The organism is Rhizobium sp. ZK1, assembly GCF_047782645.1.
In the GTDB taxonomy this organism is placed as follows: domain Bacteria; phylum Pseudomonadota; class Alphaproteobacteria; order Rhizobiales; family Rhizobiaceae; genus Rhizobium.
This window is the reverse complement of the sequence record NZ_CP180586.1, coordinates 3,148,641-3,174,965: the sequence shown is the minus strand read 5'-3', so window position 1 is coordinate 3,174,965 and position 26,325 is coordinate 3,148,641. Positions and strand designations below refer to the sequence as shown.

General features: G+C 61.8%; 22 protein-coding genes. 16 read left to right on the top strand and 6 right to left on the bottom strand.

Translation table 11 applies throughout. The features are described 5' to 3' along the window. Window position 1: 1 nt before the first annotated feature. From ACK9YZ_RS16280 to ACK9YZ_RS16240, 9 genes are all read left to right on the top strand, one after another. A complete protein-coding gene (locus ACK9YZ_RS16280) occupies window positions 2-1,447 on the top strand; it encodes an NAD-dependent succinate-semialdehyde dehydrogenase (protein WP_416064506.1) in 1,446 nt (481 codons plus the stop codon). Beyond that, on the top strand, window positions 1,447-2,442 hold the full coding sequence (locus ACK9YZ_RS16275) for a LysR family transcriptional regulator (RefSeq protein WP_416064505.1): 996 nt from the start codon (window positions 1,447-1,449) through the stop codon (window positions 2,440-2,442). Before ACK9YZ_RS16280 ends, ACK9YZ_RS16275 begins: the two co-directional genes overlap by 1 nt. A gap of 37 nt (window positions 2,443-2,479) precedes the next feature. Beyond that, window positions 2,480-4,105, top strand: a complete 1,626-nt coding sequence (locus tag ACK9YZ_RS16270; protein ID WP_416064504.1) for an ABC transporter substrate-binding protein — start codon at window positions 2,480-2,482, stop codon at window positions 4,103-4,105. Window positions 4,106-4,155: 50 nt separating this feature from the next. Next, window positions 4,156-5,115, top strand: coding sequence for an ABC transporter permease (locus ACK9YZ_RS16265; protein ID WP_416064503.1), 960 nt, complete (start codon window positions 4,156-4,158; stop codon window positions 5,113-5,115). Window positions 5,116-5,122: 7 nt separating this feature from the next. Then, window positions 5,123-5,968: an ABC transporter permease gene (locus ACK9YZ_RS16260; RefSeq protein WP_216755663.1), complete on the top strand. Its 846-nt coding sequence runs from the start codon at window positions 5,123-5,125 to the stop codon at window positions 5,966-5,968. After that, window positions 5,965-7,554, top strand: a complete 1,590-nt coding sequence (locus ACK9YZ_RS16255) for a dipeptide ABC transporter ATP-binding protein (RefSeq protein WP_416064502.1) — start codon at window positions 5,965-5,967, stop codon at window positions 7,552-7,554. Before ACK9YZ_RS16260 ends, ACK9YZ_RS16255 begins: the two co-directional genes overlap by 4 nt. 96 nt (window positions 7,555-7,650) lie before the next feature. Further along, window positions 7,651-9,069 carry an aldehyde dehydrogenase family protein gene (locus ACK9YZ_RS16250; RefSeq protein ID WP_416064501.1) on the top strand — a complete coding sequence of 473 codons (1,419 nt, stop codon included), beginning with the start codon at window positions 7,651-7,653 and terminating at the stop codon, window positions 9,067-9,069. Window positions 9,070-9,080: 11 nt separating this feature from the next. Beyond that, on the top strand, window positions 9,081-10,298 hold the full coding sequence (locus ACK9YZ_RS16245) for a mandelate racemase/muconate lactonizing enzyme family protein (RefSeq protein ID WP_216755660.1): 1,218 nt from the start codon (window positions 9,081-9,083) through the stop codon (window positions 10,296-10,298). Between the two features lie 8 nt (window positions 10,299-10,306). Further along, window positions 10,307-11,920 carry a GMC family oxidoreductase gene (locus tag ACK9YZ_RS16240; protein ID WP_416064500.1) on the top strand — a complete coding sequence of 538 codons (1,614 nt, stop codon included), beginning with the start codon at window positions 10,307-10,309 and terminating at the stop codon, window positions 11,918-11,920. Window positions 11,921-11,928: 8 nt separating this feature from the next. Here ACK9YZ_RS16240 and ACK9YZ_RS16235 read toward each other — a convergent pair whose 3' ends face one another. After that, window positions 11,929-12,405, bottom strand: a complete 477-nt coding sequence (locus tag ACK9YZ_RS16235; RefSeq protein ID WP_416064499.1) for a cupin domain-containing protein — start codon at window positions 12,403-12,405, stop codon at window positions 11,929-11,931. A 194-nt stretch (window positions 12,406-12,599) separates the two neighbouring features. Between ACK9YZ_RS16235 and ACK9YZ_RS16230 the strand changes: the two genes are divergently transcribed. The 7 genes from ACK9YZ_RS16230 (at window position 12,600) to ACK9YZ_RS16200 (ending at window position 19,530) form a co-directional block, all read left to right on the top strand. Next, window positions 12,600-13,601 (top strand): LacI family DNA-binding transcriptional regulator, encoded by a 1,002-nt coding sequence (locus ACK9YZ_RS16230; protein ID WP_416064498.1) that lies wholly within the window; start codon window positions 12,600-12,602, stop codon window positions 13,599-13,601. Window positions 13,602-13,905: 304 nt separating this feature from the next. Further along, window positions 13,906-14,436 (top strand): hypothetical protein, encoded by a 531-nt coding sequence (locus ACK9YZ_RS16225; protein WP_416064497.1) that lies wholly within the window; start codon window positions 13,906-13,908, stop codon window positions 14,434-14,436. A gap of 28 nt (window positions 14,437-14,464) precedes the next feature. After that, on the top strand, window positions 14,465-16,051 hold the full coding sequence (locus tag ACK9YZ_RS16220; protein WP_416064496.1) for an ABC transporter substrate-binding protein: 1,587 nt from the start codon (window positions 14,465-14,467) through the stop codon (window positions 16,049-16,051). After that, window positions 16,052-17,134, top strand: coding sequence for an ABC transporter permease (locus tag ACK9YZ_RS16215; protein WP_416064495.1), 1,083 nt, complete (start codon window positions 16,052-16,054; stop codon window positions 17,132-17,134). Continuing rightward, entirely contained in the window at window positions 17,131-17,988 is an 858-nt protein-coding gene (locus ACK9YZ_RS16210) for an ABC transporter permease (RefSeq protein ID WP_416064494.1), read from the top strand. The genes ACK9YZ_RS16215 and ACK9YZ_RS16210 overlap by 4 nt, the downstream gene beginning before the upstream one ends. Then, window positions 17,981-18,805 (top strand): ATP-binding cassette domain-containing protein, encoded by an 825-nt coding sequence (locus ACK9YZ_RS16205; RefSeq protein ID WP_416064493.1) that lies wholly within the window; start codon window positions 17,981-17,983, stop codon window positions 18,803-18,805. Before ACK9YZ_RS16210 ends, ACK9YZ_RS16205 begins: the two co-directional genes overlap by 8 nt. Further along, entirely contained in the window at window positions 18,802-19,530 is a 729-nt protein-coding gene (locus tag ACK9YZ_RS16200; protein ID WP_216755649.1) for an ABC transporter ATP-binding protein, read from the top strand. The genes ACK9YZ_RS16205 and ACK9YZ_RS16200 overlap by 4 nt, the downstream gene beginning before the upstream one ends. On the opposite strand, the gene ACK9YZ_RS16195 is transcribed toward ACK9YZ_RS16200, so the two are convergent. From ACK9YZ_RS16195 to ACK9YZ_RS16175, 5 genes are all read right to left on the bottom strand, one after another. After that, complete coding sequence (locus ACK9YZ_RS16195; RefSeq protein WP_416064492.1) at window positions 19,531-21,633, bottom strand: beta-galactosidase; 2,103 nt, start codon at window positions 21,631-21,633, stop codon at window positions 19,531-19,533. It abuts the gene before it with no gap. A 106-nt stretch (window positions 21,634-21,739) separates the two neighbouring features. Continuing rightward, on the bottom strand, window positions 21,740-22,615 hold the full coding sequence (locus ACK9YZ_RS16190) for a 2-hydroxy-3-oxopropionate reductase (RefSeq protein WP_416064491.1): 876 nt from the start codon (window positions 22,613-22,615) through the stop codon (window positions 21,740-21,742). A 7-nt stretch (window positions 22,616-22,622) separates the two neighbouring features. After that, window positions 22,623-23,402, bottom strand: coding sequence for a 2-oxo-tetronate isomerase (gene otnI / locus ACK9YZ_RS16185; RefSeq protein ID WP_416064490.1), 780 nt, complete (start codon window positions 23,400-23,402; stop codon window positions 22,623-22,625). Window positions 23,403-23,412: 10 nt separating this feature from the next. Beyond that, window positions 23,413-25,122 (bottom strand): ABC transporter ATP-binding protein, encoded by a 1,710-nt coding sequence (locus ACK9YZ_RS16180; protein WP_416064489.1) that lies wholly within the window; start codon window positions 25,120-25,122, stop codon window positions 23,413-23,415. 10 nt (window positions 25,123-25,132) lie between these two features. Next, window positions 25,133-26,320 carry an ABC transporter permease gene (locus ACK9YZ_RS16175; protein ID WP_416064488.1) on the bottom strand — a complete coding sequence of 396 codons (1,188 nt, stop codon included), beginning with the start codon at window positions 26,318-26,320 and terminating at the stop codon, window positions 25,133-25,135. Window positions 26,321-26,325: the final 5 nt, after the last annotated feature.

The following is a 26,325-nucleotide window of genomic DNA, read 5'->3' as shown; positions in this document are numbered from 1 at the left end:
CATGAAACTCATCGAAGACAATGCGCTGATCGGCGGAGGCTGGGGTAGTGCTGCTGACAGCAGGCGCTTCGCCGTGCTCAACCCAGCCGACGGCAGCGAGCTTGCGACCGTGCCGGATTGCGGCGCGACTGAGGCCCAGCAGGCGGTCGATGCCGCTGCGAAGGCCTTCAAGACCTGGCGCAAGACGATAGCCGCCGAGCGCTCTGCAGTGCTGCGTCGCTGGGCGGAGCTAATGCTTGCCAATCAGGAAGACCTTGCGCGGCTTCTGACGGCCGAGCAGGGCAAGCCCCTTGCGGAGGCGCGCGGCGAGGTTGCTTATGCGGCGGGTTTCCTGACCTGGTTTGCCGAAGAGGGCCGCCGTGCCCACGGCGGCGTCGTGCCGTCCCACAAAGCCGATGCCCGCATCGTCGTCATGAAGGAGCCGGTTGGTGTTGTCGCAGCGGTCACGCCATGGAACTTCCCGCTGGCGATGATTACCCGCAAGGTCGGACCGGCACTTGCTGCAGGCTGCACCATCATCATCAAACCGGCTGAAGACACGCCGCTTTCGGCACTGGCGCTTGCCCGCCTTGGCGAACAGGCCGGCGTTCCCGCCGGTGTCGTCAGCGTGGTGACGACGAAGTCGCCGGCCGATGTCGTCGGCGTCTGGATGAAGAGCCCCGTTGTTCGTAAGCTCTCATTTACGGGATCGACGGCAACCGGCAAGCTGCTCATGCGCCAGAGTGCGGATACGGTGAAGCGCATCAGCCTCGAGCTTGGCGGTAATGCACCGCTCATCGTTTTCGACGATGCCGATATCGATCAGGCCGTGCGCGGTACGATCGCCTCCAAGTTTCGCAATACCGGGCAGACCTGCGTCTGCGCCAACCGCATCCTCGTCGAGGACGGCGTCTATGACCGTTATGCGGAGGCGCTTGCCAAGGCGGTTGCGGCCATGAAGGTGGCGCCCGGCGTCGAGGATGGCGCGTTGCAGGGGCCGCTCATCAATGCGCCGGCGCTGGCCAAGGTCGAGCGGCATGTGATCGATGCAGTCGAAAAGGGCGCCAAGATCTTGACCGGCGGCAGGCCTCACGAGCGCGGCGGCCTGTTCTACGAGCCGACGGTGCTGACCGGCATGACGACCGAGATGGCGCTCGCGACCGAAGAGACCTTCGGCCCGGTCGCCGGGCTTTTCCGCTTCAAGGGCGAGGAAGAGGCGATCGCGCTTGCCAATGACACGGAGACCGGCCTCTCGGCCTATTTCTTCACGCAGAATCTCGGCCGCGCCTGGCGTGTTGCCGAAGCGCTGGAAGCGGGCATGGTTGGCATCAACGAAGGCGTGATCTCGACGGAAGTCGCGCCCTTCGGCGGCGTCAAGCAATCCGGTCTCGGCCGCGAAGGTGCCAGCGAAGGGCTCGATGAATATCTCGAGAGCAAGTATGTCCTGTTCGGCGGGCTTGCGGGATAATGACGGAGGATCGCTCTCCTCAGACGAAGAAGGAGCCGGTGGTCGATCGCCGCCGGTTGCCGCTGAATGCGCTGCGGGCCTTCGAGGCCGTGGCGCATCACGGCAGCTTCACGGCAGCTGCCGCCGCGCTCAATATTTCGCAAAGCGCGCTTTCGCGGCATGTCATCGGTCTGGAAGAGAGCATCGGGCGCAAGCTGTTCGAACGCGGCCATAAGGCCACCACGCTGACGGATGACGGACGCTCGCTCGCCGCCGGTATCGGCAAGGGTTTCGACCGTATCGAGCAGGCGCTGAAGGAGGTCTGCGCGCCGGACGAACAGCGCCAGCGCAAGCTGCGCATCAATCTGCCGCCGAGCTTTGCGATGAAGCTCACCGTACCGCTGTTGACCGATTTCCGGCGCAGCTTCCCGGATGTGCTGCTGGAGATTTCCACACCGTACGGGGTGCCGGACAGCGAATTCGATGTGGCGGTCGTCTACACGCGTCCGGCCGTCGATGAATGGATCACCGACCTGCTCTGGGAGGAGCGGCCGACGATCCTTTGCCATCCCGATCTGGTCAGGGGAGGGGTTTCGGATATCGCGGCTTTCATCGCCGCAAACGAAATCATCCACATCAAGATCGTCGACATGGAGCCCTACCTCACCTGGCAGCGCTTCCTCGTTCAGAACGGCCTTGGCGGGGTTTCCGTGGCGCGCGGCGTGACATTCGACAGCGCCAGCCTCGGGGTTCAGTACGCCTTGTCGGGGCAGGGTTTGGTGCTGGCAGATCCGGCACTGTTTCGGGAGGAAATAGAAAGCGGCCGCCTGGTTGCCCCGGTCACCGCACATTATTACGAAGGCTTCGGCTATTACCTGAAGACCGATGCGGAAGGGCTGGTGGATCCACTGATTACAGGGTTTCGATCCTGGATCATCAGCCGCTTCAGCAATCGTATGATGAACGACAGTGAAAAGCCCGCCCTGCGCATCGTGTCTGGCACAGAGGGTGCCTGATAGCGACCATACTGCCCATTCAAGGAGGAGGCAGATCATGACTGAATTGAAGACCAATAGCGGCAAACCGCTGCATCCCTCGGTGCCGGAACTGTGCGAACAGGTCCGCGCCGGCAAGATCGACCGCCGCGGCTTCCTGCGCGCAGTCGCCTGGCTCGGTGTGACGGCGGCTTCCGCCAGTGCCTTCCTTGGCGAAAGCAAGCCGGCACTCGCTGAGGAAACGCCCACGGACGGTGGCACGCTGCGTTTCGGCTGCCAGATCCAGGAACTGACCGATCCGATGATGACGAGCTGGATCGAGGCTTCGAACCTCTATCGCAACAGCCTCGAATTCCTGACCTATGTCGATGCCGACAATGTTACGCATCCCTATCTCGCCAAGAGCTGGACGCCGTCTGCCGATCTCAAGACCTGGGATTTCGAGCTCGACGAGCGCGCCAAGTGGTCGAACGGCGATGCCTTCACGCCTGAGGACGTGATCTTCAACATCCAGCGGTGGATCGCGCCTGACTCGCAGTCTTCCAACAAGACAGCCTTCTCGGCAGTCGAGAAGGTCGAGAAGACCGGCGACCATGCGGTTCGCATCACGCTGTCGCGCGCGGTTTCCTCGCTGCCTGAACAGCTCTATTCCTATACCTGCCCGATGCTGCATCGTGACTTCGTCAAGGGTGGCGCCAACTGGCCGGCCAACCCAATCGGTACCGGCCCCTTCAAGCTGGACGCTTATGAAGTCGGCCGCCAGGCAGTCTTCTCCAAGCGCGCCGATTACTGGGGTACGCCTGTTCATCTCGATGGCATCCAGTATATCGACCTCGGTACCGATATCACCACGCATCTGGCGGCACTTTCGAGCGGCCAGATCGATATCATCTACCGTGCGACGATCGCCGAATACGATCTCATGAAGTCGCTGCCGAACATCCAGATCCTGACTGGCAAGGCGGCGCACACGCTCGTCATGCGCATGCAGTCCGACCAGAAGCCGTTCGACGACATTCGCGTCCGCAAGGCCGTGCAGCTTGCCGCCGACAACAAGCAGATGCTCGACGTCGCCTATCGCGGTGAAGGTGAAGTCGGCGCCAACTTCCACGTCTCCCCGGTTCAGCCCGATTACTACGCGCTGCCAGCTGTGCCCCGCGATGTCGAGAAGGCCAAGGCCCTGCTCGCAGAAGCCGGCTACAAGGACGGTTTGGACCTTGAGCTGACGCTCGGCAATACACAGGGTACCTGGGAACAGGATACCGCGCAGGTGCTGCAGCAGAATCTGGCCGAAGCCGGCATCCGGCTGAAGCTCAATGTGCTGCCGGCCTCTCAATACTGGCCGATCTGGGACAAGGTTCCTTTCGGTCTCACCTACTGGGCACACCGTCCGCTCGGCGCCATGACGCTCGATCTCGCCTACCGCTCCGGCGGCGCCTGGAACGAGAGCCATTTCGCAAGCAAGGAATTCGACGCCGCGCTCGATAAGGCGATGGCCGTCGTCGATCCGGCCAAGCGCCCTGAGGCCATGAAGGATGTCCAGCAGATCCTGCAGGATTCCGCCGTCATCGTTCAACCCTACTGGCCGAACCGCTTCAGCGCCGCAGCCACCACCGTTCGCGGTTTCGTGCTCCATCCGGCGGATTATTTCCGCATGGATGGCGTCTGGCTCGCCAAGGCTTGATCTTCGGCGGGGCCGCCAGGCGCGGCCCCGACCCGGTAAAGAGGTGGTTCGTGACCGTTTTCCTTTTCATTCTCCGTAAACTGGCAAGCGCGCTCGCGGTGATGTTCACCGTGTCGCTGCTCGTTTACCTGGCACTGGAGGTCAATGTCGGCGATGTCGCCGTCAAAGTCCTCGGCCAGTTCTCGACGCCGGTACAGCGCGCCCAGTGGCTGACCGCCAATGGTTACGACGATCCTTTCATCATCCGGTACGGCCGATGGCTCTGGTCCTTCGTGACCGGCGACTGGGGCATGTCCACCTATTATCGTGCGCCGGTTGCCCAATTGATCCCCGATCGGCTTGCGGCCTCCGGCATTCTTGCCGGTGGTGCGCTGCTCATCATCGTTCCGGTCGGTTTGTTTGCAGGCGTCATTGCCGGTATGCGCCCGGGTTCGTTGCTCGATCGCGTCATTTCCTTGGTTGCGATCGCCACGACGTCGATCCCCGATTTCGCGTCCGCAGTCTTCTTTTCTGCCGTCTTCGTATTCTGGCTGCATTGGTTGCCCGGTGCCAGCACCATGCTTAGCGGCTTCTCGTTGCAGCAGATCATTCTGCCGGTTCTGGTGCTCGGCTTCTATTCGACCGGCTATCTGGCGCGCGTCACCCGCGCCTCGATGATCGAAGTCATGGGCACGCATTATGTCCGCACGGCGCGGCTGAAGGGGGCGAGCACCGCGCGCATCGTCTGGCGGCACGCGCTGCGCAATGCGCTGATTACGCCCGTCACCGTCATCATGCTGCAATTTCCGTGGCTGCTGTCCGGCGTCATCGTCGTGGAGGTCTTCTATGCCTATAAGGGCTTTGGCACGCTTCTCTATGACGCCGCACTCAACAGCGATATCCGCCTCGTCGAAGCCTGCGCGATGGTAAGCGTTGTCGTCGTCGTCGCCACCCAGATCCTTTCCGATCTCGCCTATGGTTGGCTGAACCCCCGCGTCTCGCTGCTCGATGCAGCCAATGGTCGGAAGTGAGGGCGCCATGGTGAAAGTTGTCAGATCCTACGTCTCCAATCCAATCATCCTGATCGGCGGTTTCCTGACGATCGGCTGGCTGCTGGTGGCGATCTTCGCGCCGCTGCTCGCGCCTTTCGATCCGATCCGCACGCTGCTGCCGCTTGTAAAGCCGGGTACAGCGGCTCCAACGGGTGGCGTGTTCTGGCTCGGCACCGACAAGCTCGGTCGCGATATCCTCTCGCGTCTGATCTATGGCGCGCGCACCGTCGTGATCTTCTCGACGCTCGCGACGGTGACCGCCTATGTGGTCGGCGTGGTACTCGGTCTTGTCGCCGGCTACTGGCGCGGCTGGGGCGATGCGGTGCTCTCCTACATCGCCAATGTGGTGCTCTCCTTCCCGGTGCTGGTGCTCTATATCGTCATCATCGTCGTGGTCGGCTCTTCGCCTTTCAACATCGTGCTTGCTGTGACTTTCGGCAGTGCGCCGGCGATCTTCCGTATCGTGCGCGGGATCACCATCGACGTCGCCAGCCGCGATTATGTGGCGGCAGCAGTAACGCAGGGCGAAAGCACTTGGCGCATCATGCTCTTCGATATCTTGCCCAATGCGAGCGGGCCGCTCGCAGTCGATTTCTGCCTGCGCCTCGGCTACACGGCGATCACCATCGGCACGCTCGGCTTCCTCGGCCTCGGCCTGCCGCCACCGACGCCTGATTGGGGCACGATGGTGAATGAAGGCCGCGCCATGGCGATCGCCTTCCCCCATCTCGTTATCTTTCCATGCCTTGCGATCTCGTCGCTGATGCTGGGCTTGAGCCTGCTGGCGGACGGATTGCGGGAAGTCTCGGAAGCGCAGGGGAGACGCGCATGAGCAGCAACGAAACACAGCCGATCCTCCGGGTCGAAAATCTGAGCGTCGCCCTGCCGAAGGGCGCCGACCGGCCCTTCGCGGTGAAAGCCGCAAGCTTTGACCTCAGGCCGAGTGAAATCCTCTGCATCGTCGGCGAGTCCGGTTCGGGCAAGTCGGTGCTGTCGGGTGCGCTGATGGGTGCGGTGCCCGAGGGGCTGAAGATTGTTGACGGCAAGGTGGTGCTCGGCGATACCAATCTCGTCGGCATCTCCGAGCGGGCTTTCCGCGCCATCAGAGGCAGCGATATCGCGATGATCTTCCAGGAGCCGATCGCCTCGCTCAATCCGGCGATGACGGTTTCCGCGCAGGTCGAGGAAGTCTTCGAACTGCATTCGGATTTCGATGCCGCCGAGCGCAAGAGGCGTGCCCGCGCGCTGATCGAGTCGATGCATCTGCCGAACCCTGATCGCATCCTGCAGGCCTATCCGCATGAGCTTTCCGGTGGCCAGTGCCAGCGCGTTGTCATCGCCATGGCGCTTGCCATGAACCCGCGCGTGCTGATTGCCGATGAGCCGACGACGGCGCTCGACGTGACGACCCAGGCACAGGTGCTGAAGCTGGTGCGCGAGTTGCGCGACGTGCATGGCCACGGCATCGTCTTCATCACCCACGACTTCGGTGTGGTCGCCGATATTGCCGACCGCGTGGCGGTCATGCGCCATGGCGAGATCGTCGAGATCGGTGATGCGAAGCAGGTGCTGACGGCTCCAAATCATCCCTATACCAAGGAGCTTATCGCTGCCGTCCCGAGCCTGACGCCGCATGGCCGTCCGGCGGCGCAGACGGGGGAGGAGCCAGTGCTTGCAGTGCACGATCTGCAGCATTCCTACGGCAGCGTTCAGGTCTTGAAGCACGTGGAGCTCAGCCTGTTGCCGGGCCGTGTGGTCTCCATCGTCGGCGAATCCGGTTGCGGCAAGTCAACGCTTGCCAAGGCGATGATCCGCCTGATCGAGCCGAAGAGCGGCCGTGTGGAAGTCGCGGGTGCCGATCTTCTCGGTCTTTCGTCAGCGCCGCTGCGGGTGCGGCGCCGGTCGATCCAGATGATCTTCCAGGATCCGTTCGGCTCGCTCAATCCGCGCCGCCGCGTCGGGCCGGTGATCGCCCGTTCCGCCATGCTTGCCGGTGTCGAGGCTGGCGAAGCGCGCCGCCGTGCGGAAGAGCTGCTTGATCTCGTTGGGCTGCAGAAGAGCGCCTATTGGCGCAAGCCGTCTGCTTTCTCAGGCGGTCAGCGCCAGCGCATCGGTATTGCCCGGGCGCTTGCGATGCGGCCGGATGTGTTGATCGCGGATGAGAGCGTTTCGGCGCTCGACGTCTCCGTGCAGGCGCAGGTTCTGAAATTGCTTCGCGAGCTGCAGGAGAAGCTTCAGCTCGCCATCGTCTTCATCACCCATGACCTGCGTGTCGCCGCCCAGATCAGCGATGAGATCGTGGTGATGCAGAAGGGTGAAATCGTCGAGCGCGGCAGTGCGGCCCAAATACTGCAGGCGCCGACGCATCCCTATACGAAAACGCTTCTCGATGCGGCGCCGGGCCGCAGCGCGTTTTAGCCGCCACCTTCGGGCGTCGGCACTCTGTTCCGTTTCAACGCGTGGCCGGCTTGAGCCGGCATGCGTGGAGTTAGCTATTGTCCTGAGGATGTCGTCATGACGGATTATCGCAATTTTATCGACGGAGAATTCCGGTCTTCCGGCACGCTGGTGCCGGTGCTCAATCCGGCAACGGAAGCCCAATTCGCCAGGGTGCCGTCCGCGAGTGTCGGAGAGGCAGTCGAGGCCGTCGAGGCAGCGGCGAGGGCGCAGAAGGAATGGCGGGCGCTGCCGGCCATCGCGCGTGGCGACGCACTGCGCAAGCTCGCGGTTGTCATTGAGCGGCGGGCGGAGAAGATCGGTGCAGCGCTAGCGCTGGAATCCGGCAAGAGCCTTGCCGACGCGACGGGCGAGGCCATCTATGGAGCCGAACTGATGCGCTATCACGCCGAATGGGCGCGCCGCATCGAGGGCGAAATCATCCCGAGCGACAATGCCAATGAGACGCTGCTTCTGAAGCGCGAGGCGATCGGCGTCGTCGCCTGCCTGATACCCTTCAATTTCCCGGTGTACACGCTGGTGCGCAAGATCGCGCCGGCGCTCATCGCCGGCAATGCAGTCGTCGTGCGTCCGAGCAATTCGACACCGACATCGGCTTTCGAGATTGGCGAAGCCGTGGCTGAGGCAGGACTGCCTGCCGGGCTCATCAATATCCTCACAATGTCGCATGAAGTCGCGGCGACGCTCTGCACCCATCCCAAGGTCGGGATGATTACCCTGACCGGTAGCCTGCAGGCTGGCCACGTGGTACTTGACTATTGCAAGGCGAACATTGCCAAGCCGTCGCTGGAACTCGGCGGCAAGACGCCCGTCATCATCGAGCCGGATGCGGACCTCGATGCCGTTGCCGCACAGCTCGTTGCCGCCAAGACCAATCATTGCGGACAGCTCTGCACCGCGCCGGAGCGTGTCTATGTGCATCGCTCCATCCATGACGCGTTGCTTGCCAAGCTGAAGGCCGGCTTTGCCGCACGCGCCTTCGGGGACCGCTCGGTTGATGCATCACGCGTCGGGCCGCTCGCCACGAAGTCTGCACAGACGAATGTGCACAAGGCTGTTTTGAAGGCGGTAGAGGATGGGGCGCGTGTCGAGGCCGGCGGCATCCTGCCTGAAGGTCCGGGCTTCTTCTATCCACCAACGCTGCTATCCAATTGCCGTCAGGACATGGAGATCATCGCCCAAGAGGTCTTCGGGCCTGTGCTGCCTGTTGTTGCCTACGACACGGCCGAGGAAGCGCTGTCGCTTGCCAATGACCACCAGTTCGGTCTGAGCTCGGTGCTCTTCACCAACAATCATCGCACGATCATGCGCTTTTCCGACGCGATCGAGGCCGGCGAATTCTACGTCAACCGTTTCCCGGCCGATCCCTATCAGGGCTATCACGCCGGCTGGAAACGCTCGGGTCTCGGCGGTGACGATGGCAAGCACGGCATGCTCGAATTCACCCAGACGCGCCTCGTCATACTCAAGCATTGAGGATTACGGCCATGCAGATCGCATCGCTTTCCACCCATGTCATCGCCGTCCCGCCGCCGCATATCGGCGGCATGTACTGGATCTTCGTACGACTGACGACCGCTGACGGCATCGAGGGCGTCGGGGAGATCTATTCGACCGCCTTCCATCCGCAGGCGCTCGTGCCGCTGATCGAAGACGTCTTCCAGCGCTATCTGCTCGGCCATGATCCGCATGATATCGAGCGCTTCTGGCGGCTTGCCTATTCGAGCGGTTTTACCCAGCGCCCGGACCCGACGATGATGGGTATCGTCTCCGGCCTGGAGATCGCCTGCTGGGACATTATCGGCAAGGCTGCCGGCAAGCCGGTCCATAAACTGATCGGCGGGCGCGTGCATGAGAAGCTGCGCGGCTATACCTATCTCTATCCGAAGAATGCCGCCGGCGAATACGACTATAACGATCCGGACCTTGCTGCCGAATGCGCGGTGAAGATGGTCGAGATGGGCTTTACCGCCGTCAAGTTCGATCCGGCAGGCCCCTATACGGCCTATTCCGGCCATCAGGTGTCGCTCGGGGTGATGGACCGCTGCGAAGAGTTTTGCGCCAAAATCCGCGCGGCTATCGGCAACAGTGCCGATCTGCTGTTCGGCGCGCATGGCCAGATGGTGCCGTCTTCGGCGATCCGGCTAGCGCGGCGGCTGGAGAAATACGATCCGCTGTGGTTCGAGGAGCCTGTGCCTCCCGGCCAGGAGGAGGCGATGGCGGAAGTCGCCCGCAAGACCTCGATCCCCATTTCAACAGGTGAACGGCTGACGACGAAATACGAGTTCCAACGCGTGCTGGAAACGGGAGCGGCCTCGATCCTGCAGATGAACGTGGCGCGTGCCGGCGGCATTCTCGAATCCAAGAAGATCGCCGGTATGGCGGAGGCGCATTATGCGCAGATCGCGCCGCATCTCTACAACGGCCCGATCGGCGCTGCGGCGAGCATTCAGCTTGCTGCTTCCTCGCCGAATTTCCTGATCCATGAAGCGATTGTCGATTTCTCGGGCTTCTATGCTGAGATCCTGAAGATACCGCTGCACTTCGAGGACGGCTACCTGATCCCGTCAGATGAACCGGGACTGGGCGTGGAGCTCAATCTCGATGTCGTCGCAAAACACTCGCCCTACGAAGGGCAGCGACTGCATCTGCAAATGGATGACAAGCCCGCCGACGTCAAGGCATTCGCGCCGGCCCGCGGCTGAGAACGAAGATGACGACATATGATTACATCATCGTCGGCGCCGGCTCGGCCGGCTGCATTCTCGCCGCGCGCCTTAGCGAGAGCGGCAGGCACAATGTGCTGCTGATCGAAGCCGGCGGCAATGACAGCTCCCCGTGGTTCCGCATTCCGGTCGGCTATGCGCGCTCCTATTACGATCCGAAGGTCAACTGGATGTATTGGAGCGAGCCGGAAGCGGCGCTCAACGGCCGGCGCATTTATGCGCCGCGCGGTAAGGTGCAGGGCGGTTCCGGCTCCATCAATGCGATGATCTTCGTGCGCGGTGCCGCCGACGATTTCGACGACTGGAAGGCTGCCGGTAATCTCGGTTGGGGCTATGAGGATGTGCTGCCCTTCTTCCGCAAGCTGGAGACGCATGCGGACGGCGAGAGCAAATATCATGGCGGTGGCGGCCCAATCCATGTGACGCCGATGCGCGGCCAGTCGCATGCGATTACCGACTGTTTCCTGGAAGCCTGTGCCGAACTGCAGCTGCCGCTGAATGCGGATTTCAACGGCGAGAGCATCGAAGGCGCCGGCATTTACGATATCAACACGCGGAACGGCGTGCGCTCCTCCTCATCGCTCGCCTATCTGCGGCCGGCGCTAGGGCGACCCAATCTCGCGATCCTGCGCGATAGCCGGGTGCGCCGGGTGATCGTCGATGCTGAAGCCCGCGCGACTGGTGTCGAGGTAATCGGTCCGGGTGGCATCACCAGTTATTCGGCGCGCCAGGAGGTTATTCTCTCGGCCGGTGCCGTGGATACGCCCAAGCTGCTGCAGCTTTCTGGTATCGGCGATGGTGGCCTTCTGCAATCCCTCGGCATTCCGCTGATCCGGCATCTGCCGGCGGTCGGCAAGAATCTGCAGGACCACCTCTGCGTCAGCTTCTATTACCGCTCTAACGTGCCGACGCTGAATGACGAACTCGGCACGATCTTCGGGCAGGCGCGGCAGGCCTTGCGTTATATTCTGACGCGACGGGGGCCGCTGGCGCTCAGCGTCAATCAGGCTGGCGCCTTCCTGCGCGGCAGTCCGGAGGAAGAGCGGCCGAATATCCAGCTTTATTTCAACCCGCTCTCATACCGCATCCCGACCGATCCGAAGGCGGGGTTGAAGCCGGAACCCTATTCGGGCTTTCTACTTGCTTTCAATTCCTGCCGGCCGACGAGCCGAGGCTCTATCAACATCATCTCTCCCGAGCTGACGGACGCACCGCAGATCCGGCCGAACTATCTCGGCACCGTCCATGACGAGGAAGAGGTGATCCAGGGCAGCCGGTTGGTGCGCCGGATCATGGAAGCGCCGGCGCTGCGGGCCATTACCGAAATGGAGATGCCGCCTTCGGCAGAGGCCCAGACTGACGAGGAATTGCTCACCTATTTCCGGGGCAATTCCGGTTCGATCTATCACCTCTGCGGATCGGCTGCGATGGGGCCGGATGCAACGACATCCGTCGTCGATGCTTCGCTGAAGGTGCACGGCATCAATGGTCTGCGGATCGTCGATGCCTCGATCTTCCCGAACATCACGGCCGGCAATATCAATGCGCCGACGATGATGGTGGCGGAGAAGGGCGCGGCGATGATCCTCGCCGCCGCCTAAATTTGCACCTAGTGGCGGTGAATCGGGTCGATCCACGGCACGTCTTCGGGCTTTTCGACCGGCTCGATATCGAGGTTGACGACGACGGGTTCCTGGCCTGAACGCACGACCACGCATTCCAGCGTCTCGTCACGGTTGGCATTGATCTCCTGATGCGGCACGAAGGGCGGCACGTAGATAAAATCGCCGGGGCCGGCTTCGGCGGTGAATTCGAGTTTTTCGCCCCAGCGCATGCGGGCCTTGCCCTTTACCACATAGATGATGCTTTCGAGATCGCCGTGGTGATGGGCGCCAGTCTTGGCGTTAGCATGAATCGTTACCGTGCCCGCCCAGATTTTTTCCGCACCCGCACGTGCATTGTTGATGGCGGTCGCGCGATTCATGCCCGGCGTCTGGGCGGTATTCGGATCGAGCGCATTGCCGGGGATGACCTTCACGCCATGTTCGCGCCAGTCGATATGCTCGTGGCCGTCATCGTCGCTCATGCCGCTCCTCCTGCTTCTCATGGCAATCTAGGTAAGGCGAGGCCAGCGGCCAAGAGTTGCTGGCTGGCATTGCGGCGAAAAAGGCCGGTTGGCATCGGTTTCAGTGCCGTGGAAGTGGAGGATCGGAAGTTTCCGATAGCGAAGATGCACGACTGTGCGCTATCACGCCATGACAGGTTGGAAAGCGCTCGAATATGACACAGAACACTGGCCGCGATGCCGCTCCGACGATTGCCGATGTTGCAAAGCTGGCAGGAGTGTCGCGCGCGGTTGCGAGCCGGGCGCTTTCCAACGAGCCACGGCCGGTTTCGGCCGATAAACGTGAACGCGTGGTCGAGGCGGCCGCCCGGCTTGGCTACAAGCCGAATCTTCTGGCGCAGAGCCTGACGACCAAGACGGTCAATCTCGTCGCCGTGGTCGTCAACCACATCCATGATCTGTCCGACCTCGACCTTTTCGACCGGTTGCTCGACCAGATCCAGGCGATCGGCAAGCAGGTCATCATGATCCGCATTGGGTCGGTCGCCCGCGTCGAGGAATTTCTGCGTAATGGCGTCGCCTACCATGTCGATGCGGCGCTGGTCTTTTCGGATTTTGCGGATGCGGCCACGGTGAGGCGCATGTTCCGCTCCGATCTTGTCGTCATGCTGAACGGTCTGCATGACGATCTTTCGCCGGTTGTCATTCCCGATGAGGGCATCGGCATCGCCGAAGCCGTTGCCGATGCGGCGAAGAAAGGCGTGGACCGGGCGGGGCTCGTTACCGGCCGTTCGTCCTCGCCGATGGAGCAGGCGCGCATCGCTTTCTACAAGCAGGCTTTCGCGAAGAACGGCATAGAATTGGTGCGCACGGTGCAAGGCGACTATTCCTATGAGAGCGGGCATGCGGCGGCAAGGGAACTGACCGGCGCCGATTGCCCGGATGCGATCTTCTGCACGTCGGATGCGATGGCCATGGGCATTCTCGATGTCTGCCGAGCCGATTTTCCCGCCAACCGGCCGACGCGCTTCCGTCTCTACGGTTTCGACAACCTGTCGCTGACCGATTTCGATGCCTATCCGATTTCCTCGATCGGCTACGACAAGGGCATCTATGTCGAGCATATCGTGGATTTCATCGCCAATCCCGGCGATTTTCACCCAGGCCAGCCGCCGGTCATCGTGCCGACGACCTATTTTCCGCGCCTGACCTCTTGACGCCAAACAGGCCGCCCGGAGGCGGCCTGTGAGGATCGTCTACCACTGCGGGTTCAGGGCCGGCGAGTTGGCTTCTGCACCCCATCATGTACGCTTCAAATCGGTTTCATCGTGTCATTTGTATGCTGATGTCAAGAACGTCTAGTACGGAAATGCTGATATATCTGTGGCGAAAAGTTCGTTTGTAGCCAGTTACGATGCGCGGAATATTTTTCGTCAAAACCGGAAAAAGCTGGATGAATATGGACTGCACAATATCTCGCCACGTCGTTAGCCTTTATCGCACAAAGAAAGAGCAATCCGCATGAGCCAGCTTCCCCATATCGATTACGACACCGCTTCCGAAGAGATTCGCGCAGCTCATGACGAAGAAGTGCGGGTTCGCGGCAACATGACCAACATGAAGCGGACGCTGCTGCATTCGCCGGAGGCGCACCGCATCTACGCCGAATGGTTTACCCTGCGGGCCGAGCTCAATCCGGCCATCAGCGACCGGGAAATCTGGATCTTCTCGCACTCGATCTCCAAGGCCCTGAAGTCCGATATCGCCATCACCTTCTTTCGCCGGGCGCTGATCAAGAACGGGTTCAACCCCGATGCTCTGGAGTTGAGCGAGACCGAATCGCTGCTTAAACGTTTTGGCGCGGCTATTGTCGCCGATTCCAATGCCGTTCCCGCCGATATCTGGGCCAAGCTGAAGGCGCGCTACGACACCAAGGTGCTCGTCGATCTCGTGGCCTTTGCCGGCGTCATGATTGCCACTGCCGTCTACATCAATGTTGTCGAGGTTGATTTCGACCCCGAGCTTGAAGCTTTTGCCGAAAGCGCCAACTGAGTTTTTCATCACCCGAGGGGAGTTTTCCATGTCCATCATCACCAGCCGCGCCAAATTGCTCGGCACCGTTTTCAGCCTGGCTCTGGTTTTCAGCGCGCCGGCCGTACACGCCGAAACGCCGCCAAATGTGCTCGTCCTTGCCCAGTCGATCGACGATGCCGTCAGCTTCGATCCGGCCGAAGGCTTCGAGCTGACGACGGTTCAGTCCTTCAACAATATCTATCAGCGCCTCGTGCAGTCCAACCGCGATGACGGGACAAAGATCGAGGCCGCACTCGCTGCCACCTGGGAAGCCGGCAGCGATGGCAAGAGCCTGACCTTTGCGCTCGCCGACGCCAAGTTCGCCTCCGGCAATCCGGTTCGCCCCGAAGACGTAATCTTCTCGCTGACGCGCGCCGTGAAGCTCAACAAGTCGCCGGCCTTCATCCTCAATGAACTTGGCTGGAAGGCCAACAATGTCGATGCTGCCATCACCAAGGTCGACGACAAGCACGTCAAGCTCACCTGGACGGCTGATGTTGGCTCCGGCTTTGCGCTCTCGCTGCTGACTGCGCCGATCGCCTCCATCGTCGACGAGCAGACGGTTTCGCCGCAGGCCAAGGACAATGATTTCGGCAATGGCTGGCTGAAGACCAATTCGGCCGGCAGCGGTGCATTCGCGATTGCCACTTACACGCCGCATGAGGCTCTGGTGCTGCAGGCCAATGCAAACTCCTCCGACAAGCCGGCGCTTGAAAGCGTCATCATCCGCAACGTGCCCGACGTCGGCGCTCGCCGCCTGCTCGTCGAGCAGGGTGATGCCGATATCGCCCGCGGCCTGTCTGCCGACCAGATCGAAGCGCTGAAGGACAAGAGTGGCATCAAGGTGCTCTCGGTTCCCTCCGCCCGCCAGGACTATATTTTGCTGAACAGCAAGGCGAACCCGACGATCGGCAACCCGGCCTTCTGGGAAGCGGCACGTTACCTCGTCGATTATGACGGCATTTCCAAGAACCTGTTGCGCGGCCAGAGCAGCGTCCACCAGGCCTTCCTGCCGAACGGTTTCCCCGGCGCGCTCAGCGACACGCCCTTCAAGCTCGATGTGGAGAAGGCGAAGAAGGTTCTTGCCGACGCCGGCATCAAGACCCCGTTCAAGGTCGAATTCATCGTCTTCAACGACCAGCCATTCCTGTCGATCGCCCAGTCGCTGCAGTCGACCTTTGCGCAGGCCGGCATCACGCTCGACATCCAGCCGGGTGTTGCGAGCGACATCTATGCTCGCGGCCGCTCCGGCAAGTTCGAGATGACCCTGCGTTACTGGATCCCGGACTATTTCGATCCGCACTCCAATGCGAGCGCCTTCGCAATCAACAAGGATAATTCGGCTAATACCGCAGCGAAATATGCCGGCTGGGTCATCCCCGAGTTGACCGACGAAACGCTTGCCGCCGTCAAGGAGCAGGATGCGGCCAAGCGCGCTTCGCTCTATCAGTATCTTCAGAAGAAGGTCCAGGCAAGCTCGCCCTTCGTTTTCATGCTTCAAGGCAATGATCAGGTCGTGCTAAGCGACAAGGTGAAGAATTATGCCCAGGGCCTGAACGCAGACCAGGTCTACTACGACAAGGTAGCAAAATAAGTGCCGCAAACGGCAACGAACAATCATGCTGACATGACCAACTCCCGCCAGCGCAACAGCTGGCGGGAGTTGTCGTTCGTCTGGCCGCTTTCGAAGTGGCTGTGGTCCTTTGGGCTGACGCTCTTCAGCCTGGCGCTGGTGACCTTCACGATGACGCGGCTTTCACCGATCGATCCGGCGCTGCAGCTCGTCGGCGATCATGCGAGCCAGTCGACTTATGCACAGGCGCGCGTTGAGCTTGGTCTCGACCAGCCGCTACCGGTGCAGTTCTTCCGCTATATCGAGACGGCGCTTTCGGGCAATTTCGGCCAATCGATCTCGACCGGCCAGCCGGTAGCAAAGGACATTGCCCGCACTTTCCCGGCGACCATCGAGCTTGCGACCGCGGCGATCATTCTCGGCGCTGGCATCGGGCTTGCTCTTGGAATCGCCGCTGCCATGCGGCAGGGCACCTGGGTCGATGGTCTCGCCCGTTTCGTTTCCCTCTTTGGCTATTCCGTGCCGATCTTCTGGCTCGGCCTGTTGATGCTGCTTCTCTTCTATGCGCGGCTTCAATGGGCGCCAGGGCCGGGCAGGGCTGATGTCGTCTTCCAATATGCGGTCGAAACCGTCACCGGCTTTGCGCTTGTTGATACCTGGATATCGAGCAAGGCAGGGGCTTTCCGTGATGCGCTGGCGCATCTGGCGCTGCCGGCGATCGTGCTTGCCTTCCATGCGCTCGCCGCGATTTCGCGGCTGACGCGCGCCGCGATCCTGACCGAACTTGGGCAGGAATATGTGACGACCGCGCGGGCCAAGGGTGCGAGCCTTGGGCGCATCGTCTTCGTCCATATCCTGCCGAACGTCTCCGGCACGTTGCTGACGGTGATAGCCATCTCCTATGCGAGCCTGCTGGAAGGTGCCGTGCTGACGGAAACCGTCTTCGCCTGGCCGGGCATCGGCCGTTATCTGACAACGGCCATGTTCGCCGGTGATATGCCGGCTATTCTTGGCGCGACGTTGGTCGTCGGAGCTTCCTTTGTGCTTCTCAACGCGCTGACCGATCTCGGTGTCGCGTGGCTGGAATCTGGGAAGAAACGATGAGCGCCATCGTACAGGCACCGCTCGGCGGTCCATCCTTCCTACGCCGCATCCTGCGCTCGCCCTCGGCGGCGGTGGGCAGCGCGGTCGTTCTCCTTATTCTGGTGCTGGCCATACTGGCGCCGCTGATTACACCCTATGATCCGAACCTGCAGGAAACGGCCAATCGCCTGATGCCGACGAGTTCTGCGCATTGGTTGGGCACCGACGGTTTCGGACGGGATATTCTCTCGCGCATTATCTATGGCGCGCGGCCGACATTGTTGCTCGTGCTTGTCGTGGTGCTACTGATGGCTCCGCTCGGCATTCTCGTCGGCATTCTCTCGGGCTTCTTCGGCGGCATCACAGAGCGCGTGCTGATGCGGATGACCGATATCGTCATGTCCTTTCCACGACTGCTGCTCGCCTTCGCCTTCGTTGCCATCATGGGGCCGGGGCTGATCAACGGCGCGCTGGCGCTGGCGCTGACGAGTTGGCCCGCCTATGCGCGCCAGGCCCGCGTCGAGACTGCGGCGCTCAGACGCAGCGATTATCTGGCGGCGGCCGAAATGGTTGGCATTCGCGGGGTGCGGTTGCTCTGGGGGCATATCCTGCCGTTAGTACTGCCTTCGGCGATCATCCGTCTGGCGCTCGATCTCTCGGGTATCATTCTTGCGGCAGCCGGCCTTGGTTTCCTCGGTCTCGGCGTGCGCCCGCCGACGGCGGAATGGGGCTCGATGGTCTCGGAGGGCACGCAGGTGATCTTCGATCAGTGGTGGGTGGCGGCCGTGCCGGGCTTTGCCATCCTGATCACCTCCTTCGCCTTCAACCTGCTGGCCGATGGCCTGCGCGATATCCTGGATCCGCGCCATGATTGAGCCGCTGCTTTCCGTTGAGGATCTGTCGATCGCCTTTCCATCGGAGGCAGGGTCGGTGCATGTTGTCGATGGTATCTCCTTCTCGGTCGGGCGCGAGGTCGTTGCGCTCGTCGGCGAATCCGGTTCCGGCAAGTCGATGACGGGTAGGGCGATCATGGGTCTTTTGCCGCGTCGGGCGGAAGTGAGGGCAAAGCGTCTCGCCTTCGACGGGCAGGAGTTGACGACGCTTTCCGCATCCGGCTGGAACAGGCTGCGCGGCAGCGGCCTCGGGCTGATCCTGCAGGATCCGAAATATTCACTGAACCCAGCCCACAGGGTTGGCCGGCAGGTGGAAGAGGCGTTGCTCCTGCATACGAGGCTTTCTGCTGCCGAGCGGCGCGAGCGGGCGTTCGATATGCTGGACAAGGTCGGTCTGCCCGATCCGCAGCGCGTCTATTCGAGCTATCCGGCCACCCTTTCCGGCGGCATGGGACAGCGCGTGATGATCGCCGCCATGCTGATCAACCGGCCGAAACTGTTGATCGCCGACGAGCCCACTTCGGCGCTGGATCGCGGCCTGCAGGAGCAGATCCTGACGCTGTTGCGATCGCTGACCGAAGAGCTCGGCATGGGGCTGCTGCTCATCAGTCATGATCTGCAGCAGGTCTCGCGCTATGCCGATCGCGTCATGGTGATGCGGCACGGCAGGATCGAGGAGCAGATGGCGTCTGCCGATCTTGCCAATGCCAAATCGGATTATACGCGGGCGCTCTGGGCTGCCCGGCCTTCGGCCGCGACCTACGGGACGCGGTTGCCGGTTTACGGAGGCGAGGCATGAGCGCGCTCTCCGTCTCCGATCTCTCGGTGACCTTTCAGGGCGACGGTAAGGGTTTTACCGCCGTACGCGGCGTTAGCTTCGAGGTCGCGCCGGGCGAGACCTTCGGTCTGATCGGTCCCTCCGGCTGCGGCAAGACGACGGTGCTGCGTGCTGTCGCCGGGTTGAACACCAACTGGCAGGGCTCCATCACGGTCTTCGATGAGAAATTGCTGCCAGGACATAAGATCACCGGCGCGCTGCGCTCCAACATCCAGATGGTGTTTCAGGATCCTTATTCCTCGCTGCATCCGCGCCATCGCATTTCCCGTATTCTCGGCGAGCCGTTGGCGCTGCGTGGTATGCGCAATATCGAGGAAGAGGTGCGCATCGCACTCGATCAAGTCGGCCTGCCAGCCTCTGCAGCCGGGCGATATCCGCACCAGCTCTCAGGAGGGCAGCGGCAGCGCGTGGCGATCGCCCGCGCGCTGCTTTTGAAGCCGAGGCTGCTGTTGCTCGATGAGCCGACTTCGGCGCTCGACGTCTCGGTGCAGGCCGAAATCCTGAACCTGCTGAACGACCTGAAGGCCTCGCATGGCATGACTTTCGTGCTCGTCAGCCACGATCCCGGGGTCGTCGCGCATATGTGCGACCGGGCCGTGCTGATGCAGGCCGGTCGCATCGAAAGCGAACTCGACCGCGCCGCGCTTTCGCAAGGCGGCTGGGTCGAGCAGCTTGCCGCACGCTAGTTACGCGAGGGGCAAGATCAGGACATCGCGGGCCGGCACTTCGATACGCTCGGCATTATAGGCATGGTTTACCGGCCATGCCGGCTTGCCGCCTGACAGTTTCCCGTTTGCGAGCGTGACTGTCGTTGTCTGGGGCTTGCGCGTCGGATTGACCAGCCAGAGGAAGCTGCCTTTTTCGCCCTTATGGATACGGGCGAAGACCGCATCATTGGAAAGCGTCGCATGATGTGTCCTGCCGCTCCATTTCACCAGTTCGGCGAAGAAGGCGGCATTGGCCTTGCCGTCGGTGCGGTAGAAGGCGACCGAGGGGTTGGTGCCGATCAGAAGGGTGCGACCCCTGCCGAAGCGGTTTTCGACGACGGCAAGACGCCCGCCATCGAACGTGCCGCGGCCGGTGCCGCCGGTCAGGCGGTAGGACTGGAGGAGACCGCCGCCATCGACGGCTAAGTCGTCGAACTTGAAGTGGATACGGTTGCCGATATCGGGCATGAATTCCACTTCTTCCTCGCGGGCACCGAAGACCTCGTCGAGCCCCATATTCGGCTGCACCTGGCCGACATGGCCGCGGTCGCCGAAATAGCCGGGGCAGGCCTCGGCAATCAGCGTGCCGCCCTTTTCCACCCAGGCCTTAAGGCGTGCTGCCTGTTCGGCGGTAAACATGATCGGGTAGGGGAAATAGAGGAAATCGTAGGCGTCTATATCGTCGATATGGACCCAATCCGGCTGCAGTCCCTGTGCGAGGAAGGCGCGATAGGCGCCCCACATGGCTTCCGGATAGGGCTTTTCCTTGCGGTCGTAATTCAGCAGATAATCCCATTCCTGCGTCTCGGGGATAACGAGAATGCCGACTTCGCCACGCACCGGCTTTGCGTCCCAGAGTGTCTTCTGCGCCGGGTCGTTCGCCCACTTTGCCATGGCGCTCTGCATGTCGGATCGCGGCGTGCGGCTGCCGTCCATGCCATAGGCGCCGAAGGCGCCGAAGAGCGGGCCGTCGAGTAGCGGGCGCCAGCGTAGGTTCAGCACGCCGCGGGCGCCGCCAGCGAAGGAGGTCATGCTCCAGATGCGGATATCCTCGGGCTCGGCGACACGGCCGTCTTCTTTGTCGCGGCCAATGACCTGCGGCTGCAGCCAGAGCGGCCCGCCCTGGCGCTCGGCATGCCAGAAGGGTTTGCCGCGAGCAGCGGCGCGGTTGATATCGACACCATACCAGGTCTTCCAGGGTTCGGTACCCTTGCGGGCCTGGATCCAGGTGAAGCCGTAGATTTCCACCTTGGAGGCGGCGAGCCAGTCGTCGCAGCCATTGGCGGCCATGTTGGGGATCGCGCCTGATATGCCGTGGGCGGCGATGACATTCTTCTGATCAACGGCGCGGATCGTATCGATACGCCACTGCATCTGGCCATAGAAGTTGTCGCGCTTGAACTGCAGCCAGTCGATGCATTCGGGATAGGGAGCCATGTGGACCGGCGGCTCGACATCATCCCATTCGGCGTAGCTGTAGCGATGCCAGGCTTTGGCCAGCACTTTCAGGCTGCCGTATTTCTTCTCCAGCCATTTGCGGAAGGCGGCCTTGGCATAGCTGCTGTAATCGACATCGGCGGAATAGTTGACCTCGTTCCAGACGTCATAGCCGTAGATCGCCGGGTGATCCTTGTAGCGAGTGGCGAGTGCCGTCAGGAACCTGCCGGCCGCCTCCTTCACTTCCGGGCAGTTCAGAGTTAGCGCACCGGCGCCGCCGCCATTGTTGGAAAAGCCGCCGGTTGCAGCCGAGACGCCCATATAGGAGCCGAGCTTGGTGCCGTCGGCATTGACCTGCAGTGCATCGGCATACTTGCGTACCGCCCAGTCCGGCACGGCATGAATGAGTTCGGCGATAACAGTCTTGATGCCGTTCCTGGCGGCGAGATCGAGCTGGCGGTCATATTCTTCCCAGTCGTAGACGCCGGGGGTCACTTCGATCGCACTCCACATGAACCAGTGGCGGAAGATGTTCAGGCCATCTTCGCCTGCCGTCGTGTAGTCGCGTTCCCAATCGTCGCGCGGCGGATTGGACTTGCGAAAATAGACGGCGCCGAAAGGGAATTGGATATCGTTTCTAAGCATTGTCCTGTCCTTCTATCGATGTCCGGACATGGCTTCGCCGTCCGGAGAAAAGGCTCCGGCAGGAGGCAATCGAAGATGTCGTCCGGGTGTTCTAGGTGGTCCTGATCTAGCGCGGCCCTCCGGCGAGGAGTTCGAGCGTGCGGATAAGGGCGGAATGGTCGCGTTCGCCGTCGCCATTGGCAACAGCGGCATTCATCAGCTGCTGGGTGGCCGCCGTGTTCGGCAACGACAGATCAAGCGCGCGGGCGGCGTCTACGGCAAGCGTCATGTCCTTGCGGTGCAGGCGGATGCGGAAACCGGGATCGAAGGTTTCTTTGACCATGCGTTCGCCGTGAACTTCCAGGATGCGCGAGGCAGCAAAGCCCCCCATCAGGGCGGCGCGAACCTTGGCCGGATCGGCGCCGGCGCGTTTGGCAAAGAGCAGAGCTTCGGAGACGGCTTCGATGGTCAGGCCAACAATGATCTGGTTGGCGACCTTGGCCGTCTGGCCGTCGCCGATGCCGCCGACCAGCGTGATGTTCTTGCCCATCTTCTCGAAGAGTGGCCGGGCGCGCTCGAAGGCCTGCTCCTTGCCGCCGACCATGATCGTCAGCGAGGCGGCCTTGGCGCCGACTTCACCGCCGGAGACGGGCGCATCGAGATAGTCGCAGTCAAACGCTTCGATGCGTTTAGCAAAGCTCTTGGTGGCGACGGGCGAGATCGAGCTCATGTCGATGACGAGCTTGCCTGCAGACAAGCCGGAGGCAACACCGTTATCGCCGAAGAGCACGGCTTCGACGTCAGGTGTATCCGGCAGCATCAGGATGATGATGTCGGCGGCTTCCGCGACTGCCCTGGCGCTGTGAGCGGCCTTGCCGCCCTTGGTGACGAGATGCTGGGAGGCTTCCTTCACGCGGCTCAGATGCAGCGTATGGCCGGCATCGATCAGGTGTTCCGCCATCGGGCGGCCCATGACGCCCAGTCCGATAAAACCGATATTCATGTCTCGCTCACTTCCGATAGGGTTTCATCCAGCCAAGACCTTCGCTGGTGCCGGCCTTGGGCTTGTACTCGCAGCCAACCCAGCCGTCGTAGCCGAGGCGGTCGAGTTCGGAGAGGATGAAGCCGTAATTGATCTCGCCCGTGCCGGGTTCGTTGCGGCCGGGATTGTCGGCGATCTGCACATGGGCGATCCGGTCCTTCAGCCGGATGAAGGTTGGGATCAGGTCGCCCTGCATGATCTGCATGTGGTAGAAATCATACTGGATGTAGAGATTGTCGGAACCGACCTTGTCGAGGATGCGCTCGGCATGATCGGTGCTGGACAGGAAGAAGCCGGGAATATCGCGCAAGTTGATCGGCTCGATCAGCAGCTTCACGCCGGCGTCGGCAGCACGCTCAGCGGCATATTTCAGGTTCTTGACCAGCACCTTCTCCAGCGTATCGAGATCGGCACCATCAGGCACGAGACCGGAGATGACGTTGACCTGCGGGCAGGCGAGCGCCTTGGCATAGTCGAGGGCCAGCGAAATGCCGTTGCGGAATTCCTCGATGCGATCCGGCAGGCAGGCAATGCCGCGTTCGCCGCCGGCCCAATCGCCAGAGGGAACGTTGAAGAGCGCCTGCCTCAGGCCGTTTGCCTTGAGCGCATCGGCGACCTTTTCCTTCGGTTCGGCATAGGGGCCGAGATATTCGAGCGCACCGAAGCCGTCTTTTGCGGCGGCGGCGAAACGGTCAAGGAAGGCGAGGTCCTGATAGAGAAAGGAAAGATTGGCGGAGAATTTCGGCACTGGAACATCCTCAGGCATTGGCGGTAGCGATGAAACGATGCCGGTGCAGCATGCGCTTATCGCGCGGGTCGGGATTGGGAACGGCTGAAATGAGGCTCTTCGTATAGGCTTCCTGCGGCGCGGTGCAGATCTGTTCGGCCTCGCCGAGTTCGACGATCTTGCCGCGATGCATGACGGCCACGCGGTCACAGAAGTAGCGTACCACGGAAATATCGTGGGAAATGAAGATGAAGCTCAGGTTCAGCCGCTGGCGGATATCGAGCAGAAGGTCGAGGATCTGGCTGCGGATGGACACGTCGAGCGCCGAGGTTGCTTCATCGGCGATGATGATGCGCGGATCGAGCGCGAGTGAGCGGGCGATGCCGATGCGCTGGCGCTGGCCGCCCGAGAAAGCGTGCGGATAGCGCTCCATGCCCATCGGATCGAGGCCGACGAGGCGCATCAATTCGGCGACACGATCTTCCAGCGCCTTGCCCTTGGCAAGGCCGTTGACGATCAGCGGGTCGCCGATCACCTCTTTGACGGTCATGCGTGGGTTGAGCGAGGCGAAAGGATCCTGGAAGACTAGGCGGACTTCGCGGTGGAAGTTGCGAAGCTCTTTCTTGCCGAGCTTGGTGACGTCGGTCTCGCCGCCGTCCCTGCCGCGATAGAGGACGGTACCGGTCGTCGGTTCCACGGTGCGCAGGATAAGGCGGCCGAGCGTCGTCTTACCCGAGCCGCTTTCACCGACGATGCCAAGGTTTTCGCCGGGATAGAGGTCGAAATTGGCGTCGTCGACGGCGCGCAGCGTATTGGCATTGCCGTGCCAACCAAAGGTCTTGCTGAGATTGCGCACCGACAGGATCGGCTGCGGCGCTTCCGGTGAGAGCGCGATGGCCGGCAGCCTGCCTTCGACGTGATGGGTGAGCTTCACCGTCGAGGCCAGCAATTGGCGCGTATAGGGATGGGTGGCGGCGTGATAGATGGTATCGACCAAGCCGCGCTCCACGATATGGCCGAAGCGCATGACGGCGACGTCGTCAGCCACTTCCGCGACCACGCCCATATCATGGGTGATGAGCAGCATCGCCATGCCGCGCTCCACCTGCAGGCGTTTGATGAGATCGAGGATTTCTGCCTGCGTCGTCACGTCGAGAGCGGTCGTGGGCTCGTCGGCGATCAGGATGTCAGGATTGCCTGCTAGCGCCATGGCGATCATGGCGCGCTGGCGCATGCCGCCAGAGAATTCGAACGTGTAGCGATCAGCCATCTTGTCGGGATTGGGGATCTCGACCTGCCGCAGCAGCTCGACCATGCGGGCACGGGCCGCCTTCTTGTCGAGATTGCTGTGCAGGCGGATCGCCTCGACGATCTGCGAGCCGATCGTGTGGACCGGTGAGAGCGAGCTCATCGGCTCCTGGAAGATAAGGCCGATACGCCGGCCGCGGATCTCCCGCATGGTGCGGCTGCCGGGCTGAAGGGTGGCGATATCGGTGATCTCGCTTCCATTGCGCAGGAGGATCCGGCCGCCGACGATGGTGCCGGGCTTGTCGACGATCTGCAACAACGAGCGGGCCGTCACGCTCTTGCCTGAGCCGCTTTCGCCGACGAGGCAGAGCGTCTGGCCGCGCTTGAGCTGGAAGCTGACATCTTCGACGGCGTGCAGGATATGCGTGCGCAGCCGGAAGTCGATCGAGAGGTTTTCAACCGAGAGGACGACGTCATCGGGAAGATCGGTCATGGCTTCCTCCTCAATTGTCATAGGGGTCGGCCGCATCGCGCAGGCCGTCACCGAAGAAGTTGAAGGACAGGACGGCGATGACGACCGCCAGTGACGGCCAGATCAGCAGCCAGGGCGCGGTCGCGACCGTGCGGATGTTCTGGGCGTCCTGCAGCAGCACACCCCAGCTGACAACAGGCGGCTTGAGGCCGATGCCGAGGAAGGAAAGCGAGGTTTCGGCAACGATCATCGTCGGCACTGCGAGTGTGACGACGGCGAGGATATGGCTCGTCAGCGACGGCAGAATGTGGCGGAAGATCAGCCTTGCTTCGCTTGAGCCGTCGAGTTTCGCGGCGGTCACGAAATCCTCGCTGCGCAGTGCCAGGAAGCGGCCTCGCACTTCGCGGGCAAGACTTGTCCAGCCAAGCAGTGAGACGATGATGGTGATGACGAAATAAACGTTGACCGGCGACCATGTGAGTGGGATCGCAGCGGCCAGGCCGAGCCAGAGCGGGATGGTCGGCATGGCGCTGACGACTTCGATGACGCGCTGGATCAGCGTATCCACCCAGCCGCCGTAGAAGCCGGAGATCGAGCCGAGCACGACGCCGAGCACCAGTGACATGGCGACGCCAACGAGGCCGATCGACATGGAAATGCGGGTGCCGTAGATCAGCCGCGTGAGAACGTCACGGCCGAGGCGGTCAGCGCCGAGCAGGTACATGGGATCGTTAGGATTGATCGGGCCGAAGAAGTGCGTGGTCATCGGGATCAGGCCCCATAGATAATAGGCTGGGCCCTTGACGAAGAAACCGACCGGCACGACCTTACTATCGTCGACTACGAAGGTGCGCCTCAGCGCCACCTTGTCGATTTCCACCTTGTAGCCTTTCACATGGAAATTGAATTCCGAGCTGCCATCCGGCTTGGTAACGAAGAAGCTGAGGCCCTGCGGGGGCGCGTAGGTATATTGCGGCTTGGAGGTTGTGGGCAGGGAAGGCGCCAGGAATTCGGCAAAGAGACCGATGAGATAGAGGAGCAGGATAATCACGCCGGCGACCATCGCCACCTTCTGGCGGATCAGCTTGCCGGCAATCAGCCGCCAGGGACCGATGGCTGCTGTCGATACGGTCTTGCCCTGCTTCAGCGGGCTGATCGAAGGGCCGTCGGCGGCGACATGCAGGGGACCGTTATGGGTTGCGAATGTTTCGTGCGTCATCGGCG